The organism is Luteimonas lutimaris (assembly GCF_039537065.1).
GTDB classification, from domain to species: domain Bacteria; phylum Pseudomonadota; class Gammaproteobacteria; order Xanthomonadales; family Xanthomonadaceae; genus Luteimonas; species Luteimonas lutimaris.
In genome coordinates, this window is the sequence record NZ_BAAAZU010000004.1 from 77,720 (window position 1) to 94,125 (window position 16,406).

Genomic DNA, 16,406 nt, shown 5'->3' on the forward strand with positions numbered 1-16,406 from the left:
TGCTCGCACGCCGGTTTCCGGTCCGCCGCCACGCATCCGTGATCGGTGGTTCAAGGCGGTCCTTCGCAAGGCATTCGCGCCGCCCTTGAAAAAACCCCGCAACTCCTTGTTTCCACGTGGAAATCCGCGAGCATCGATGGGGTGTTTCGTGATAGAATTCCGCCCTTGTGCTGGCGCCTGCGCGGACCGATTCCGCGAGCGGCCCGGCGCGCTTCCGATCCATACCGAAAAGAGTCCAGATGGCCGAGCTCGCCAAGGAAATCATTCCCGTCAATCTCGAGGACGAGATGCGCCGCAGTTACCTCGATTACGCCATGAGCGTGATCGTGGGGCGCGCCCTCCCGGACGTGCGCGACGGGCTGAAACCCGTCCACCGCCGCGTGCTGTACGCCATGAACGAGCTCGGCGCGCACAGCAACAAGCCGTACTACAAGTCGGCGCGCATCGTCGGTGACGTGATCGGTAAATACCACCCGCACGGCGACCAGTCGGTGTACGACACCCTGGTGCGCATGGCGCAGCCGTTCTCGCTGCGCTACATGCTGGTGGACGGGCAGGGCAACTTCGGTTCGGTCGACGGCGACTCCGCCGCGGCGATGCGCTACACCGAGGCGCGCATGTCGCGACTTGCGCACGAGATGATGGCGGATATCGACAAGGAAACCGTCGACTTCCAGCCCAACTACGACGAGAAGGAACTGGAGCCGTCGGTCATGCCGACCCGGTTCCCGAACCTGCTGGTCAACGGCTCGGCGGGCATCGCGGTCGGCATGGCCACCAACATGCCGCCGCACAACATGTCCGAGGTCATCGACGCGCTGATCGCGCTGATTGACGCCCCGCAGATCGACATCGACGGCCTGATGGAACACATCCCGGGCCCGGATTTCCCCACCGGCGGCATCATCAACGGCGTCGGCGGCATCCACCTGGCCTACCGCACCGGCCGCGGCCGCGTGCGCATCCGCGCGAAGGCGGAGGTCGAGGTGGCCGACAATGGCCGCGAATCGATCATCGTCACCGAGATCCCGTACCAGGTGAACAAGGCGCGGCTGATCGAGAAGATCGCCGAGCTGGTCAAGGAAAAGAAGATCGACGGCATCTCGGAGCTGCGCGACGAGTCCGACAAGGACGGCATGCGCATCTACATCGAGGTCAAGCGCGGCGATTCGGCGGAGGTGGTGCTCAACAACCTCTACCAGCAGACCCAGATGGAGTCGGTGTTCGGCATCAACATGGTGGCGCTGGTCGACGGTCGCCCGCAGCTGCTGAACCTCAAGCAGATCCTCGAGGCCTTTGTCCGCCACCGCCGCGAGGTGGTCACGCGCAGGACGATCTTCGAGCTGCGCAAGGCGCGTGCGCGCGCCCACGTGCTGGAAGGCCTGACGGTCGCGCTGGCCAACATCGACGAGATGATCGAGCTGATCAAGACCTCGGCCAATCCCAACGAAGCCCGCGAACGCATGCTCGCGCGCACCTGGGCGCCGGGCCTGGTCGGTACGCTGCTGGAGGCCGCCGGCGCGGAGGCTTCGCGTCCCGAGGACCTGCCGTCCGGCGTCGGCCTGCTGGACGGTCGCTACCAGCTCACCGAGACCCAGGCCCAGCAGATCCTGGAGATGCGCCTGCATCGCCTGACCGGGCTGGAGCAGGAAAAGCTGACCGAGGAATACCGCCTGCTGCTCGACACCATCCGCGGCCTGATCGAGATCCTCGAGGATCCGGACGTGCTGCTGGAGGTGATCCGCACCGAGCTGCGCAACGTCAGGGAAGAGTTCGGCGATGCGCGCCGCAGCGAGATCCGCGCCAGCGAGGAAGACCTGGACATCCTCGACCTGATCGCGCCGGAAGACGTGGTGGTCACGCTGTCGCACTCGGGCTACGCCAAGCGCCAGCCGGTCAGTTCCTACCGCGCCCAGCGGCGCGGCGGCCGCGGCCGCAACGCGGCGGCGACCAAGGAAGAGGATTTCATCGACCAGCTGTGGCTGGTGAATACCCACGACACGCTGCTGACCTTCACCAGTGCCGGCCGCGTGTTCTGGCTGCCGGTGCACCAGCTGCCCGAGGCCGGCCCGCACGCGCGCGGCCGCCCGATCATCAACTGGATCCCGCTGGAGGAAGGCGAGCAGGTGCAGGCCGTGCTGCCGGTGCGCGAATACAGCGAGGACCTGTTCGTGTTCTTCGCCACCCGCAACGGCACGGTCAAGAAGACCCCGCTGACCGAGTACGCCTACCGCCTGCAGCGCGGCAAGATCGCGATCAACCTCGCCGAGGGCGATGCGCTGGTCAACGCGGAACTGTCCGACGGCCACCGCGACATCATGCTGTTCGCCAGCAACGGCAAGGCCGTGCGCTTCGCCGGCAGCACCGTGCGCCCGATGGGCCGCACCGCCACCGGCGTGCGCGGCATGAAGCTGGCGCCGGGCGAGGAGGTGGTGAGCCTGATCGTGGTCGACGGCGAAGGCGACATCCTCACCGCCAGCGAGCGCGGCTACGGCAAGCGCACGCCCGAATCCGAATACCCGCGTAAGGGCCGTGGCACGCAGGGCGTGATCGCGCTGCAGACCACTGCCCGCAACGGCAAGCTGGTCGGTGCGATCCAGCTGTCGGACAGCCACGAAGTGCTGCTGATTTCCGACGGTGGCACCTTGGTGCGCACGCGCGCCTCGGAGATCTCGCAGGTCGGCCGCAACACCCAGGGCGTGACCCTGATCCGCCTGGCGCCCGACGAAACCCTGCAGGCGATCGAGCGCGTCGATGCCTCGCTGGGCGAGGAGCCAGTCGGGGAAGAAGTCGGCACGGAAGTGGAAGTGCAGGCGCCACCGCCGCCGGCGGACTGAGTCCTGCCGGATGATGCGGATGCAAGGGAAGGCCCGGTTCGCCGGGCCTTTTCCTTGGTTCTTCTTCCCATTCCGGGAGCACCCGATCGCGGGCTTGTCTGGAAGACGAGTTTCTTCCCGTGCGGCAGCCAGCGCAGCTTGCAGCGCGGGTGCGGATGGCCCGGAGGCGAAATCCAGGGGGAGGCGGCGCCCCGGGGCCATCCGCACCCGCGCCCGGGCATCAAACCGAAGCTACCATTCCTTTGAAGCCTGCGAACGAGATTGTCCCGGTACGTGCAGGAGGACCACGGCCACCGCAGGACGCCCCCAAAAAGCCCGGATAGCCGTCATATACTCGGGGCGAGCCGGAAGATGGACCTGACATGCGCAAGCGCGACTTCGTGGTGGCCGCGGCCGTGGCCAAATGGACTTTCATACTGCTGCTGGCCATCGGCCTGGTGGCCTGCAAGCGCAGCCCGCACGGACAGATGCCGGAGCCGAGCGGCGAGCCGATCAAGGCCGAGCGCGCGGAGATCGAGGGCTTCGGCCTGGTGCGTGCGTTCCCGGACCAGGGCAGCGACTCGCTGGCTATCGCGCTGGAGTTCTCCCGCCCGCTGGTCGGCACCCAGGATTTCGACAAGCTGCTGACCTTCGCAGAGCCGATGGCCGAGCCGAGCAGCTGGTCGCTGGACGATTCCGGCAAGGTGCTGCGCTACCCGCACGTCAAGCCCAACCAGACGTTCACCTTGCGCATTTCCGGCGATCTGACCGCCGCGGACGGATCGAAGATCGGCAAGGACATCGAACAGGAGGTCTTCACCGGCGAGCTTGACCCGGCGGTGGGCTTCGCCTCGCAGGGCAGCGTGCTGCCGGCGAAGGAATCGCGCGGGCTGCCGGTGGTGTCGGTCAACGTCGACGAGGTCGACGTCGAGTTCCTGCGCGTCGACGACAAGTCGCTGCCGCAGTTCTTCAACGAGTACCAGCGCGGCGGACGCCGCGGCAGCTGGGAACTCGAGCGCGACTACGGCGACCACGTGCCGCTTTCCAGGCTGGCAAAGTCGGTATACGTGAACCGCTTCGTGCTTGGCGGCAAGCGCAACGAGCGCACGCTGACCTACCTGCCGTTGCAGAACATCGCCGAACTGCAGGAACCCGGGCTGTACTTCGCGGTGATGAAGCGCTCCGGGCAGTTCGAGGACCGCTTCGAGACCGCGTTCTTCACCGTCAGCGACATCGGCCTGCACGCGCGCGCCTACAAGGACAAGCTGTACGTACACACTGCCTCGCTGCGCGACGGCGGCTCGGTCGGCGGCGTGGAGCTGCAGGTGCTCGATCCGCAGGGCGACACCTTCCTCAAGGGCCAGACCGACGGCAACGGCAACGCGCTGCTGAACTACAAGCTGCAGGCCGGGCACGTGCTGGTCGCGCGGCGCGGCAGCGACGTGTCGCTGCTGCCCTTCAACCAGCCGGCGCTGGACCTGTCGGAGTTCGCGGTGTCCGGGCGCGAGTCGGCGTGGTTCGACGTGTTCGCCTGGGCCGGGCGCGACCTGTACCGGCCCGGCGAAACGGTGCGCGTGTCCGCGCTGTTCCGCGACAACGACGGCAAGCCGGTCGCGGCGAAGGACAAGGCGGCGCAGCCGCTGTTCGTGCGGCTCAAGCAGCCGGACGGCAAGACCTTCATCGAAAGCCGGATCGAGCCCGGCGCGCTGGGCTACTTCCAGTTCGAGAAGGTCATCCCCGTGGACGCGCCGACGGGGCGCTGGCGGGTGGAATTCCGCACCGATCCGGCGAGCGCGGAAGCAGTCGAGGGCATGACGCTGCGGATCGAGGAATTCCTGCCGGAGCGCATGAAGCTCGACCTGGCCAGCGCCGACGCGGTACTCAAGCCGGGGCAGCCGTTCCGCCTGGAAGCCACCGGCGCCTACCTCTATGGCGCACCGGCCGCCGGCAACCGCTTCAGCGCGAAGCTGGCGGTGATGGTGGAACAGCATCCGCTGGAGCAGCTGCCCGGCTACTTCTTCGGCGACCCGACGCTGGAGCTGCCGCGCGAGGCCAAGGACGTGCTCGATACCAAGCTCGACGACAAGGGCAAGCTGGCGCAGGACATCCCGCTGCCGGCCGAGGCCAAGCCGGTCACGCCGGTGGCCGCGGTGGTGTCGGGCAGCCTGTACGAAACCGGCGGGCGCAGCGTCAACCGTTCGCTCAAGCGGGTGATGTGGCCGGCCGACGCGCTGGTGGGCGTGCGCCCGCTGTTCGACGACGCGGACGGCGCCGACAGCAACGCGACCGCCCGATTCGAACTGGTGCGCGTGGGCAGCGATGCGAAGCCGCGGCCGGGCAAGGGCCTCAAGGTCACACTGGTGCGCGAGCACCGCGACTACCATTGGAACTACGACGAGGACGACGGCTGGGACTATGACTTCACCCGCCGCTTCGAGGACGTCGAAACGAAAACGATCGACTCGGCCGCCACCGCGGTGCGCTTCGACTTCCCGGTGGAGTGGGGCGAGTACCGCGTCGACGTGTTCGACCCGGCCACGAAACTGACCACGCGCTACCCGTTCCGCGCCGGCTGGAGCTGGAACGACGACAACCGCGGCCTCGACGCGCGCCCGGACAAGGTCAAGCTGTCGCTGGACAAGACCGGCTACAGGGCGGGCGACAAGCTCAAGGTCACGGTCACGCCGCCGCACGCCGGCAAGGGCGTGCTGCTGGTCGAGAGCGACAAGCTGCTGTACGTGCAGGACATTGACGTCAAGGCCGGCGGCAGTGCCTTCGAGATCCCGGTGACGGACGAATGGGAACGCCATGACGTCTATGTCACCGCGCTGGTGTTCCGCGGCGGCAGCGTGCCGAGCAAGGTCACGCCGGCGCGCGCGGTGGGCGTGGCCTGGGTGCCGATGGACCGCAAGGCGCGCCGTGTCGCGGTCGGCCTCAAGGTGCCGGAGAAGATGCGGCCCGAGCAGCCGATGCACGTCACCGTCAGCGTGCCCGAACTCGCGGGCAAGGAGGCCTACGCCACGGTGTCGGCGGTGGATGTGGGCATCCTCAACATCACCCGGTTCCCGGTTCCGGACGCCAACAAGCACTTCTTTGCCCAGCGCAGGCTGGGCGTGGACGCCTACGACCTGTACGGGCGCGTGATCGAAAGCTTCGAGGGCGGCATGGCCAGGCTGCGCTTCGGCGGAGACATGGCGCTCGAGGCGCTGCCGCAGGCGCGGCGGCCGACCGCGCGGGTGCAGACCGTCGACCTGTTCGCGGGGCCGGTGAAGCTCGATGCAAAGGGCAATGCGCGCATCGACCTGCCGGTGCCCGATTTCAACGGCACGCTGCGGGTGTCCGCGCTGGTGTTCTCTGCTGAGCGTTACGGCAACCGCGACCTGGAAACCGTCGTCCGCGCGCCGATCGTGGCCGAGGCCAGCCTGCCGCGCGTGCTGGCGCCGGGCGACAGCAGCACGGTCACGCTGGACCTGACCAACTTCACTGGCAAGGCCGGCGACTTCAAGGTGCGCGTGGACGGGATCGGGCCAGTGTCGATCGGCGAGAACGCGCGCGAGGCGAAGATCGGCGTCGACGGCAAGTCGACGCTGAGCTTCCCGCTCACCGCGCGCGCCGGCTACAGCACCGCCAACGTGCGCGTGCGCGTGGAGGGCAACGGCTTCAAGGTCGATCGCCGCTACGACCTGCCGGTGCGCCCGGCCTGGCCGAGCGTGCTGCGTGCGCGCACCCGCGTACTGGACCAGCTGGCCGCCGTCTCGCTGGGTCCGGATTTCGCCGAAGGCCTGATGCCCGGTTCGATCAACGCGCGGATGACGGTCAGCGCGATCCCGCCGATTCCGTTCGCCAGCGCCCTGCAGGGTGCGCTGAACTATCCCTACGGCTGCGCCGAGCAGACGACCAGCAAGGGCTACGCCGCACTGGAGCTGGATCCGGCGACGGCGAAGATGCTCGGTGCGACCGGCCTTGACGCCGAGAAACGGCAGGCGCGGATGGAAGGCGCGTTTGGCCGCCTGGCGTCGATGCAGGTCAGCTCCGGCCACTTCTCGATGTGGGGCGACGACAGCGACATCAGCCCGAACCTCACCCCGTACATCGTCGAGTTCCTGCTCGACGCGCGCGAAGGCGGGTTCCAGGTCCCGGACAACGTGCTGCAGAAGGCGCTGGACCGGCTCAAGGAGGACCTGCTGGCCGGCGGCAACGAGTTCTACGGCCGCGACCATCGCTCGCACCTCAAGTTCGCCTACCAGGCGCAGGCCGGCTACGTGCTGGCGCGGGTCAACCGTGCGCCGCTGGGGACCCTGCGTGCGCTCTACGACAACGAGCGCGACAAGACCCTGACCGGCCTGCCGCTGGTGCACCTGGGGCTGGCGCTGGCGCTGCAGGGCGACAAGGCGCGCGGCGAGAAGGCGATCGCCGAGGGCTTCGCGTTCAAGGGCGACCGTCCGGGCTACCTGGGCGATTACGGCAGCCCGCTGCGCGACATCGCGCTGATGATCGCGCTGACCCACGAGCGTGGTTTTGCCAAGCCCGAGTACGACGCGAAGGCCGTCACTCTGGGCCGCGAACTCGACGCGCGCCGCAACAGCCGCTGGCTGTACCTGAGTACGCAGGAGCAGGTCGCGCTGGCGCGCGTGGGCAAGGCGCTGATGGCCGGGCAGGACAAGCGCGTTTCGGGCAGCTGGAAGATCGGCGACGCGGAGGAGGCGCAGGATGCCGCCCGGATCGTCGGCCGCGTGTTCGATTACGACACGCTGGCCAGCGGCGTGCGCTTCGACCCGCAGGGTACGCCGCCGCTGTACGCGAACCTCGAGGTCGCCGGCGTGCCGGCCACCGCGCCGCCCGCCGACTTCAGCCAGCTGAAGGTGGAACGCAAATGGTATGGCACCGACGGCAAGCCGTGGAAGCCGGCGCCGCTCAAGGAAGGCGAGGCGCTCATCGTCGGCGTCACCATCACCGCCGACCGCGACATGCCCGACGCGCTGCTCACCGACCTGCTGCCGGCGGGGCTGGAGATCGAGAACTTCAATCTCGGCGACGAGAAGCAGTGGGCGGACGTGGTGGTCGACGGCATCGAGATCACCAACAGAGCCCGCGCCGCCGACGTGCTGCACGAGGAGTACCGCGAGGACCGCTACGTCGCCGCGCTCAAGCTGCGCGCCGGCCGCGCCGCGCGCGTGTTCTACCTGGTGCGCGCGGTGACGCCGGGCACCTACACCGCGCCGCCGCCGCTGGTCGAGGACATGTACCGGCCCGAGCTGCGCGGGGTGGGGCGCTCGGAGCCGGCGAGCATCCAGGTGGTGCAGCCGTGAGGGCAGGGAATCGGCGACCGGGGAACGGGGAGCCGATCCACTTCCTCGCTTTCCCGCGCGCCGGCGGCCGGCGACGGAAGCTGCGCCACGCCCGTGATCGCCGTTCCCGTGCAAGCGGGAGCCCGGTGACTTGCCGTTCCTGCCCCGTCCAGTCCGGAAACTGTTGAAGGCGCCGGGTTCCCGCCTGCGCGGGAATGACGGTTCCGGACACGGTGGACATGCCGGCACCGCCGCCCAAGCACGCGGGGCAGGGGGCGTGGCTGGTGGTGCGGCCGGGCGTCCCCGGCGCCGCGGCTGGCGCCGCCTGCTGCCCTGGCTGCGCTGGGGCACGGTTGCGGTGCTCGTTTTGCTGCTGGTCCTCGATTTCGCCTTCCCGCTGCCGCTGCCGGGCCGGCGCGACCTGAGCACGCTGGTCGTCGCGCGCGACGGCACGCCGCTGCGCGCGTTCGCCGACGCAGGCGGCGTGTGGCGCTACCCGGTCACGCCGGAGCAGGTCTCGCCGCTGTACGTCGACGTCCTGCTGCACTACGAGGACCGCTGGTTCTGGTACCACCCGGGCGTCAATCCGGTGTCGCTGCTGCGCGCGGCCGGCCAGTGGCTGGTGCGTGGGCACATCGTGTCCGGCGGCTCGACGCTGACGATGCAGGTCGCGCGGCTGCTGGATCCGCACACGCGCACGCCCTGGGGCAAGCTCAAGCAGATCCTGCGCGCGCTGCAACTGGAGGCGCATCTTTCCAAGCGCGAGATCCTGCAGTTGTATCTGGAGCGTGCACCTTTCGGCGGCACCATCGAGGGGGTGGAAACCGCAAGCCGCGCCTACCTCGGCAAGCCCGCCGCACGGCTGTCGCGGGCCGAGGCCGCGCTGCTGGCGGTGCTGCCGCAGTCGCCGAGCCGCTGGCGCCCCGACCGGCACCCGGAGGCCGCGCAGGCCGCGCGCGACAAGGTGCTCGACCGTATGGCCGAACTGGGCGTATGGACGCCGGCGCAGGTGGCGGACGCGAAGATCGAGGCCGTGGTCTCGCGCAGCCTGCAGGCGCCGATGTCGGCCGCGCTGCTGGCGCGGCGGCTGCGCGGCGGGCATGCCGGCGCCGCGCGCATCGAGTCGACGCTCGACGCCGGGCTGCAGCGCACGCTGGAGGAGCGCGTGACCGCGTACTTTTCCGACCTGCCGCCACGCACTTCGGCCGCGCTGCTGGTGATCGACAACGCGACCATGGAGGCGCGCGCCTACGTCGGCTCGGTCGCGTTCGGCGACAAGGTCCGGCTCGGCGACGTGGACATGGTGCAGGCGTGGCGCTCGCCGGGTTCCACGCTCAAGCCGTTCCTGTATGGCATGGCGCTCGACGACGGGCTGATCCATTCGGAAAGCCTGCTGGTCGATGCGCCGCAGTCCTTCGGCGGCTACCGGCCGGGCAACTTCGGTTCCACCTTCAACGGCCCGGTCGGCGTGGCCGAGGCGCTGCGGCTGTCGCTGAACATTCCCGCGGTCGACCTGCTGGACCGCGTCGGCGCGGCGCGCTTTTCGGCGCGGCTGGACAACGCCGGCATCTCACTGAAATACCCGCGCGGCGCGCAGCCCAACCTGTCGCTGATCCTCGGCGGCACCGGCGCGCGGCTGGAAGACCTGGTCGGCGCGTACGCGGCGCTCAACCGCGACGGCATCGCCGGCCGTGTGCGCTACACACGCGATGATCCGCGCATCGACCGGCGGGTGATGTCGCCGGGCGCGGCGTGGATCGTGCGCACGATGCTCGAGGCCAACCCGCGCCCCGGCGAACGCGCCGACACCTTCGATCGCGGCGGTCGCGCGCGCGTGGCGTGGAAGACCGGCACCAGCTACGGCTTCCGCGATGCCTGGGCGATCGGCGGCACGCGGCGCTACACGGTGGGGGTGTGGGTTGGCCGTCCCGACGGCACGCCGCTGCCCGGCCAGTACGGCGCCGTGACCGCGCTGCCGCTGCTGTTCGAAGTCGTCGACACCCTGCCGCGCGGACGTGGCGCAGGCATCGCGCGGCCGCCGCCGGCCAGTGTTTCCGAGATCGAAATCTGCTGGCCGCTCGGCATCGCCGCCGACGCGCAGCCGGCAGGCCTGTGCCAGCGCAGGATGAAGGCGTGGACGCTCGACGGCGTCGTTCCGCCGACGTTCGCCGAACGCGGGGCGCGGCTGTGGAGCGCGGGGCGCGAGCGCTTCGAATTCGACGAAGACAGCGGCGAGCGGCTTTCGGCGACGTGCTCGCTCGAACACCGCAGGCGCGCGGCCGAGATCGCGCGCTGGCCGGCGCTGGCGTCACCCTGGCTGTCGGTGGCCGAACGCCGCGCGTCGCGGCTGCCGCCGCTGGCCCGCGACTGCATGGCCGACGGGCGCGACGCGCTGGAGCAGCTGCGCATCGAGGGGCTCAACGACCACGCCACATTGGCGCGCGCGCCCGGCAGCCGGCACCCGGTCCGGCTGTCGCTGCGTGCGCTGGGCACGGGATCACCGGTGCAGTGGCTGCTCGACGGGCGCCGGATCGGCGAGTCGGAGGGCGCGCGGGCGTTCGTGCATGACTTCGACGCGCCGGGCGAACACACCCTGACCGCGCTGGCGCAGAGCGGGGCGTGGGCGAGCCTGGAGTTCCGGGTGCTGGAATGACGACCGGGCGTTGCCCGGATCCGCAGGCGCGGCGAAAGCCGCGACGGGACGCAGGGAAGGCCGCGGGTTGCGTGTGCATCTCGTAGGAGCGGCTTCAGCCGCGAGCTTTTTTTGTTTGCCGCCAATATCCGGCCAGGCTTCGCGCGTGTTGCGTCCACGAGAACTCACGGCGGAAGCCGCTCTTGCAGGAGTTACATGGGCGCGGCGCCGGGTAGGCACCCAGCGCCTTCCTTCAGCCGATCCATCCCTCCAGCAGATCGGCGAACTCGTCCGCATGCTCTTCCTCCTGCGCGAGGATGTCCTCGAGGATGCGCTTGGTGGTGGTGTCGCGGTCGCCCACGTAGTTGATCATCTCGCGGTAGCTGTCGATCGCGATACGTTCGGCGACCAGGTTTTCCTTGACCATGTCGCGCAGGTCCTTGCCTTCCTTGTATTCGGCGTGCGAGCGCGCGGTCAGCGTGTCCGGGTTGAGGTCCGGCTCGCCGCCTAGCTGCACGATGCGTTCGGCGAGTTTGCCCGCGTGCGCCTGCTCCTGCTGCGCATGCTCGAGGAACTCGGCCTTGACCGCGTCGGCCAGCATGCCCTTGGCCATGAAGTAATGGCGGTAGTAGCGCAGCACGCAGACGTATTCGGTGGCCAACGCATCGTTGAGCATGCGGATCACCGCCTTGCGGTCGGCGGCATAGCTGTCCGTGATCGCGCCGTCGTCGATGTTCTTGCGCGCGCGGGCGCGCAGGGTTGCGGTGGCTGTGATCGGAGAGGCGGGGCTGGCTGCTTTCTTCTTCGCGGCTTGCTTGGCCATGGGGAGTCTCCTCGGGTCAGGGAAGTTGGCCGAGCATGTGCTCGGCGGAAGACACCCGGAACTCGCCGGGCGCCTCGATGTTGACGATGCGTGCGACGGCGTCGTCGGCATACAGGGAGAAGCGCTTGGCGCGCAAACCCATGCCGTAGGAGCTGGCATCCATTTCCAGGCCCAGCGCACGGGCGAACTCGCCGTTGCCGTCGGCCAGCATCAGCAGGCCTTCGGGGGCGTGCTGGCTCTGGCCCCAGGCCTGCATCACGAACGGATCGTTGACCGCCATGCAGACCACTTCGATGCCCTTGGCGCGGAACTCCTCGAAGTGCTGGATATAGCCGGGCAGGTGCTTTTCCGAACAGGTCGGGGTGAACGCGCCGGGCACGGCGAACAGCACCACTTTCCTGCCGCTGAACAGGCTGGGCGTATCGATGATCTCGACGCCTTCGTCGATGCGCTGCAGGCGTGCCTCCGGGATCGGGTCGCCGGGCTGGATGGGCATGGGGTTCGCCTTGGGGGATGACGGCCCAGTCTAGGCCACCCATGCAAAGGTGGCGTCAAGCCGGATACACGGGCCTTGAATCGGCGGTGGGCGCGCCTATATCCGGGACATCGCGGCCGCGGTGGCCGCACCGACCAGACCCAGGAGGTCATCATGCGACACTTGACCCGTTACCAGCGTCAGTGGCCTGGACAGTCGATGTTCCAGGACGAAATCAAGCAGGTCTTCGACCGTTTCCTGCAGCTCGACGAGAGCCAGGACGAATCCTCGGTGGTCACCAGCGCGTGGACGCCGCGGGTGGACATCAAGGAAGAGGCGGACCGCTTCGTCATCTATGCCGACCTGCCGGGCATCGACCCGCAGGACGTCGAGGTGCTGATGGACAAGGGCATCCTCTCGATCAAGGGCGAGCGCAGGAGCGAGACCGCCGATGAGAACGAGCGCTTCTCGCGGGTGGAACGCCGCTACGGCAGCTTCCATCGCCGCTTCGCGCTGCCCGACAGCGCCGACCCGGACGGCGTCGCCGCGTCCGGCCACAACGGGGTGCTGGAGATCACCATCCCGAAGCGGCCGGAGACCACGCCGCGCCGCATCCAGGTGGGCAACGGCGGCCTTCCGGCGGGGTCGGCCGGGCACTGAGCCAGGCGCTTGCCGTCCCGTGCGTTAACCTCGGCCTGCGACAGCGATGTCGCAGGCTGAGTGCTTTGGAGACCCCATGCAGTTCAAGGATTACTACCAGACCCTGGGCGTCGAACCGAACGCGGGCGACGCCGAGATCAAGACCGCCTACCGGCGGCTGGCGCGCAAGTACCATCCGGACGTCAGCAAGGAAGCTGGCGCCGAGGACAAGTTCAAGGCGGTCAACGAGGCCTACGAGGCGCTGCGCGATCCGCAGAAGCGCGCGGCCTACGACCAGCTGCGCACGCGCGGGTATCGCCCCGGCGACGAGGTGCAGCCACCGCCCGGTGGTTACGGTTACGGCCAGGGCGGCGGCGCGCAGGATTTCGACTTCGACGAGATCTTCGCCGGCGGCGGCGCGGGCGGCGGGTTCAGCGATTTCTTCGAAAGCCTGTTCCGGCGCGGCGGCGGGTTCTCGCAGCAGCATGCGGGACCCGGTCCCGGCGCGCAGGGACGCGGCGACCTGCGCGCGCGCCTGGCGGTGTCGCTGGAAACGGTCTACCGCGGCGACAGCGTGCGCGTGTCGCTCAACGGCAGGACCTTCGACGTGCGCGTGCCCAAGGGCATCAAGCAGGGCCAGGCGATCCGGCTGGCCGGGCAGGGCAACGGCGGCGGCAACCTGCTGCTGGAAATCGAATACGCGGCGCACCCGCAGTTCGAGGTCGACGACCGCAACATCATCTACACCCTGCCGGTGGCGCCCTGGGAAGCGGCGCTCGGCGCGACGATCGCGGTGCCCACGCTGGGCGGCCGGGTGGACCTGAAGATCCCGGCCGGTTCCGAGGCCGGCCGCAAGCTGCGGCTGCGCGGGCGCGGGCTGCCCGCCACCGGCGGCGCGGCCAGCGGCGACCAGATCGTCGAGCTTGAAGTGGAAGCGCCGTCCCCGCGCGACGACGACCAGCACAAGGCCTACGAAGGCCTCAGGGATGCCTTCGCGAACAGCTGGCGGCGGGAATAGGGCACCACGTGCGTGATGCCGGCGCGTGGCTCAGGCCGCGCTCGGCGGCTCGGGTTCGTCAGGCGCACCCACGCCGATCGTGCTGCCGATGGTCTCGGCCAGTTCGGTTTCGGAGAACGGCTTGGTCAGGTAGGCCTTGGCGCCCTGGCGCATGCCCCAGACGCGGTCGGTTTCCTGGTCCTTGGTCGTGACCAGGACCACCGGGATGTGTTTGGTGGCCGGGTCGCGCGTGATCGAGCGCGTCGCCTGGAACCCGTTGAGGTTGGGCATCACCACGTCCATCAGGATCAGGTCCGGCAGTTCGCGCTTGGCGGCCTCGACGCCGGCGGCGCCGTCTTCGGCGGTGAGCGCCTCGTGGCCGAGCTTCTCGACGATGCGCCGGATGCCCATCAGCTGCGAGGGTGAATCGTCCACGATCAGGATGCGCGCCATGATGTTCCCCGTTGGGTGCGTGAAGATTGTAGCGGCGGGGATGCGCGCCGCAAGCGGGCCGGTCAGGCCTTCGCCACCGCTTCGCCGATCCTGACCAGCGTGCGCCCGGTCGAGCCGCCCGCGAGCATGGTGTCGAACACGTCGGACAGCTGTTCCAGCGTCACCTCGCGGGTGCAGATGCGATCGAGATGGCGCGGCTTCCAGCCGGAGGCGAGCCGGCGCCAGACCTCGTCGCGGATGTCGCGCGCGGTGCCGGCCGAGGCCACGCCCAGCAGCGACACGCCGCGGATGATGAAAGGCATCACCGTGGCCGGCAGGTCGTGGGTGGCGGCCAGCCCGGCGCTGGCGACGTTGCCGTAGGGTGCGGTCTGCGCGAGCAGGCTGGCGAGCATCGGCCCGCCGGCGTTGTCCAGGCCGCCGCCGAAGCGCGCCGATTCCATCGGCTTGCGGGTGGCGAGCGCGTCGCGGCCGAGCACTTCACCGGCGCCGATGGCCTTGAGGTAGCCTGCCTGTTCCGGCTTGCCGCTGATCGCGTGCACCTCATAGCCGGCACTGCTGAAGATGTCGACCGCCAGCGAGCCGACGCCGCCGGTGGCGCCGGTCACTGCCAGCGGCCCGAGTGCCGGCGACTGGCGGTTTTCCTCCATGCGCAGCAGCGCCAGCGCGGCGGTGAAGCCGGCGGTGCCCAGGATCATGCTTTCGCGCAGCGCCAGGCCCGCCGGCAGCGCGACGGCCCAGCGCGATTGCAGCCGCGCGTACTCGCTGTAGCCGCCGTCGCGGGTTTCGCTCAGGCCCGAACCGGTGACGAGCACGGCATCGCCTTCGCGAAAGCCCGCGTCCGTGGACGCGACCACGTGGCCGGCGACGTCGATGCCGCCAACCAGCGGGAAGCGGCGCAGGATCTTGCCCTGGCCCGTGCCCGCCAGCGCGTCCTTGAAGTTGACCGATGAGTACGCGACCCGGATGACGATTTCACCGGGCGCGAGATCGTCGAGCGTCACCTGCTCGATGCCGCTGCGATAGCCGGCGTCGTCGCTGTGGATGCGGAAAGCATTGAAGGCGTGCGGGATCGTCATGGCGTGGCTGGCTCGACTGTGCGGGGGCGCTTCGATGATGCCCGCCAAAGGCGCGCCATTCCACCGGCCGGAGGGCAACCGGAGGACAACATGCCGGAAACGCACCAGGCGCCCCATGCTGTGGGAGCGGCCATGGCCGCGATGCCGCCCCCTCTCCACCCTGGCAAGCCCCGTTTTCCGGCCCTGCCCCGAAAACGACCGTGGCCACTCCCACAAGCACACCCTCGCCAACCACGTGCGACGTCGCAAACCTTGCGATCGAACCGGGGCACAATACCGGCATGTCCGATACCCCCGCCGAACTGCTGACCGTTGCCATCTCCTCGCGCGCGCTGTTCGATCTCGAAGAGAGCAACACCCTGTTCGAGGCGCAGGGCATCGACGCCTATGCCGAACACCAGCGCAGCCGCGAGGACGACGTGCTCGAGCCGGGCATCGCCTTCCCGCTGGTGCGCAAGCTGCTCGCGCTCAACGACGGCGCGCCGGCCGACGCGCCGCGGGTGGAGGTGATCCTGCTCTCGCGCAACTCCTCGGACACCGGCCTGCGCGTGTTCAATTCGATCCAGCACCACGGGCTGGCGATTTCGCGCGCGACGTTCACGTCCGGCGCGCCGACCTGGCCCTACATCAAGCCTTTCGGCGCGCAGCTGTTCCTGTCGGCGAATCCAGAGTCGGTGCGCGGTGCGCTGGAGAACGGCGTCGCCGCGGCCACGATCCTCCCCGCGCGCGCGCCGGCCAGCCGCCACGACCAGCTGCGCATCGCCTTCGACGGCGACGCGGTGATCTTCGGCGACGAAGGCGAGCGGATTTCGCGCGAAGGCGGCATCGAAGCCTTCCACCGCCACGAGCGCGAACGCGCGCGCGAGCCGCTGTCGGGCGGGCCGTTCCGCGGCTTCCTCGACGCGCTGCACCACCTGCAGGCGGCGTATCCGCCGGGCGAGGCGTCGCCGATCCGCACCGCCCTGGTCACCGCGCGCTCCGCGCCTGCGCACGAGCGCGTGATCCGCACCCTGCGCGAGTGGGGCGTGCGGCTGGACGAGGCGCTGTTCCTCGGCGGCCGCGCCAAGGGACCGTTCCTGGACGTGTTCGGCGCCGACATCTTCTTCGACGATTCGCTGCACAACATCGACTCCGCGCGCCAGCACGTGGCGACGGGGCATGTGCCACATGGGGTGTCGAACAGCGGGGACTAGGGACCAGGGGCCGG

General features: G+C 69.4%; 10 protein-coding genes. 6 read left to right on the forward strand and 4 right to left on the reverse strand.

All coding sequences use genetic code 11. From position 1 onward, the window contains the following. The first annotated feature begins 239 nt into the window (after positions 1–239). The 3 genes from gyrA to pbpC all read left to right on the forward strand — a co-directional run bounded on the left by gyrA (position 240) and on the right by pbpC (position 10,757). A complete protein-coding gene (gene gyrA, locus ABD679_RS04500; protein ID WP_344758766.1) occupies positions 240–2,837 on the forward strand; it encodes a DNA gyrase subunit A in 2,598 nt (865 codons plus the stop codon). A 362-nt stretch (positions 2,838–3,199) separates the two neighbouring features. Beyond that, entirely contained in the window at positions 3,200–8,125 is a 4,926-nt protein-coding gene (locus ABD679_RS04505) for an alpha-2-macroglobulin family protein (RefSeq protein WP_344758767.1), read from the forward strand. A 256-nt stretch (positions 8,126–8,381) separates the two neighbouring features. After that, positions 8,382–10,757, forward strand: coding sequence for a penicillin-binding protein 1C (pbpC, locus tag ABD679_RS04510; protein WP_344758768.1), 2,376 nt, complete (start codon positions 8,382–8,384; stop codon positions 10,755–10,757). A 232-nt stretch (positions 10,758–10,989) separates the two neighbouring features. Here pbpC and ABD679_RS04515 read toward each other — a convergent pair whose 3' ends face one another. Continuing rightward, positions 10,990–11,559, reverse strand: coding sequence for a ferritin-like domain-containing protein (locus ABD679_RS04515; protein ID WP_344758769.1), 570 nt, complete (start codon positions 11,557–11,559; stop codon positions 10,990–10,992). A 16-nt stretch (positions 11,560–11,575) separates the two neighbouring features. Beyond that, positions 11,576–12,055 (reverse strand): peroxiredoxin, encoded by a 480-nt coding sequence (locus tag ABD679_RS04520; RefSeq protein WP_344758770.1) that lies wholly within the window; start codon positions 12,053–12,055, stop codon positions 11,576–11,578. A gap of 153 nt (positions 12,056–12,208) precedes the next feature. Here ABD679_RS04520 and ABD679_RS04525 point away from each other — a divergent pair, with 153 nt between their 5' ends. Further along, positions 12,209–12,694, forward strand: a complete 486-nt coding sequence (locus ABD679_RS04525; protein WP_344758771.1) for an Hsp20/alpha crystallin family protein — start codon at positions 12,209–12,211, stop codon at positions 12,692–12,694. 76 nt (positions 12,695–12,770) lie between these two features. Beyond that, on the forward strand, positions 12,771–13,691 hold the full coding sequence (locus ABD679_RS04530) for a DnaJ C-terminal domain-containing protein (RefSeq protein ID WP_344758772.1): 921 nt from the start codon (positions 12,771–12,773) through the stop codon (positions 13,689–13,691). Between the two features lie 30 nt (positions 13,692–13,721). Here ABD679_RS04530 and pilH read toward each other — a convergent pair whose 3' ends face one another. Together pilH and ABD679_RS04540 are read right to left on the reverse strand one after the other, a co-directional pair. Further along, positions 13,722–14,123, reverse strand: coding sequence for a twitching motility response regulator PilH (gene pilH, locus ABD679_RS04535; RefSeq protein WP_344758773.1), 402 nt, complete (start codon positions 14,121–14,123; stop codon positions 13,722–13,724). Positions 14,124–14,185: 62 nt separating this feature from the next. Then, the gene (locus ABD679_RS04540) at positions 14,186–15,199 is read right to left on the reverse strand and encodes a YhdH/YhfP family quinone oxidoreductase (RefSeq protein WP_344758774.1); all 1,014 of its coding nucleotides are present in this window, start codon (positions 15,197–15,199) and stop codon (positions 14,186–14,188) included. Between the two features lie 281 nt (positions 15,200–15,480). On the opposite strand from ABD679_RS04540, the gene ABD679_RS04545 reads away from it, so the two are divergent. After that, positions 15,481–16,392 carry a 5'-nucleotidase gene (locus tag ABD679_RS04545; RefSeq protein WP_344758775.1) on the forward strand — a complete coding sequence of 304 codons (912 nt, stop codon included), beginning with the start codon at positions 15,481–15,483 and terminating at the stop codon, positions 16,390–16,392. The last annotated feature ends 14 nt before the right edge of the window (positions 16,393–16,406 follow it).

Coding starts and splice junctions, on each gene's coding strand:
- gyrA (WP_344758766.1), top strand. CDS start 240: ATGGCCGAGCTCGCCAAGGAAATCATTCCCGTCAATCTCGAGGACGAG.
- ABD679_RS04505 (WP_344758767.1), top strand. CDS start 3,200: ATGCGCAAGCGCGACTTCGTGGTGGCCGCGGCCGTGGCCAAATGGACT.
- ABD679_RS04515 (WP_344758769.1), bottom strand. CDS start 11,559: ATGGCCAAGCAAGCCGCGAAGAAGAAAGCAGCCAGCCCCGCCTCTCCG.
- ABD679_RS04520 (WP_344758770.1), bottom strand. CDS start 12,055: ATGCCCATCCAGCCCGGCGACCCGATCCCGGAGGCACGCCTGCAGCGC.
- ABD679_RS04525 (WP_344758771.1), top strand. CDS start 12,209: ATGCGACACTTGACCCGTTACCAGCGTCAGTGGCCTGGACAGTCGATG.
- ABD679_RS04530 (WP_344758772.1), top strand. CDS start 12,771: ATGCAGTTCAAGGATTACTACCAGACCCTGGGCGTCGAACCGAACGCG.
- pilH (WP_344758773.1), bottom strand. CDS start 14,123: ATGGCGCGCATCCTGATCGTGGACGATTCACCCTCGCAGCTGATGGGC.
- ABD679_RS04540 (WP_344758774.1), bottom strand. CDS start 15,199: ATGACGATCCCGCACGCCTTCAATGCTTTCCGCATCCACAGCGACGAC.
- ABD679_RS04545 (WP_344758775.1), top strand. CDS start 15,481: ATGTCCGATACCCCCGCCGAACTGCTGACCGTTGCCATCTCCTCGCGC.